The 1,248-nt window shown below is 55.7% G+C and carries 1 protein-coding gene; it reads right to left on the reverse strand.

Annotated elements, in window-relative coordinates:
* Positions 1-295 precede the first annotated feature (295 nt).
* A complete protein-coding gene (locus I2E26_RS04245) occupies positions 296-1,120 on the reverse strand; it encodes a hypothetical protein (protein ID WP_147587545.1) in 825 nt (274 codons plus the stop codon).
* Between the last annotated feature and the right edge of the window lie 128 nt (positions 1,121-1,248).

The following is a 1,248-nucleotide window of genomic DNA, read 5'->3' on the forward strand; positions in this document are numbered from 1 at the left end:
CTCAAATTAGGGACAGGCACCAATCTGAGAGGCGCCCCGCTCTCAGATTAGGGACAGGCACCAATCTGAGAGGTGCCCCGCTCTCGTTCTTTTGGGACGGGGTTATTTGTCCCGCCTTCTTATTCAGGAAGGTTAAACCTGCTGCTATGCCGACGGAAGGCGGGTGCTCGTTTTGCTTTGCATCGGCATGGTTTGTGATCGGGTGACGGGGTTCGCGTGAAAAGGCGGGACAAATAACCCCGTCCCAAAATGAGTCCGACGCTCGCATGGCGGGGCAGCGTGTCGCTTAGCGTTTCTACTTCGAATGCTTGTTCACGTATCGTAGGCGCTTGGCGCGCTCCTGACATGCGGAGCAGCAGTATAGCGTGTCGAGACGACGGTTCATTTCGCGCGGCGTGAAGGTGCGCCCGCATTCCGGATTAGCACAGGTGCGGTAGGCGTTGTTATTGAGCAATCCGCGTGCGAGCTGGATGAAGACGCCGTCGATAAGGTCGTAGAAGCGCTTGTGCTCCGCTCCTTCCGTCACGAGCTGAATCAAGGGCACCGCCTTTCCGAGGATTATAGATAGGTATTCCGAGGCCTCCTTAGCGCTGAGGGCTTCTAGGACCGTCATTGGCCCAAGATCTTCCCGCTGTACTCGCAGCAGGTCTTTGACGACCGCTTGCGCGTCAAGCACCGTCGCGATTGCCTCGCGAAACGAGACGGCACTCAGTTGATTGATGAGCATGGTATCTACGTATTCTTCGTTCGGAACAGCATCGTAGAGTGCTTGGGATGCCTTGATTCCCGACAGTTGATCCGCATGGCGGCGCTCGCGCGCGCCCGCGAAGACATCTCCATCCGGCTCGGGGCGTAGAACTGCATGCATATCCTCGTCATAAGGCTTGCGTTTGCGTGCGCCGGTGATGCGCCCGTACTTTTTCTGGAAGTCGAGTAGATCCTGAATATCGAGAGGGTTCAGGTCGAGAAACTCGTTGCAGTAAAAGCCCTTGGGAAGGGTGTGCATGGGCTGGGTTCCCTTCTGCATGCGCTGCAGATTCATGGCGAAACAGCAAGTATCGAGGTCTTGGGGTTCTACGACGGTCTTCGATCGGGGTCCAAATTCATCAAAGTATTCCATCGTGCCCGTCCCCATCGTCCATATAGGAAGAGTGCATACGAGAATCTCTTCCGGTAGGGGTACAGACGCGAACTTGAATGTTATTTCCGCTCTGATGGGTTGGTGGATGAGGTCCTCTTCACTAGCTT

The organism is Collinsella sp. D33t1_170424_A12 (assembly GCF_015554865.1).
Taxonomy (GTDB): Bacteria; Actinomycetota; Coriobacteriia; order Coriobacteriales; family Coriobacteriaceae; genus Collinsella.

Bases quoted from the DNA above. Each gene is read 5' to 3' on its own strand.
- I2E26_RS04245 (WP_147587545.1), bottom strand. From the start codon at position 1,120: ATGGAATACTTTGATGAATTTGGACCCCGATCGAAGACCGTCGTAGAA.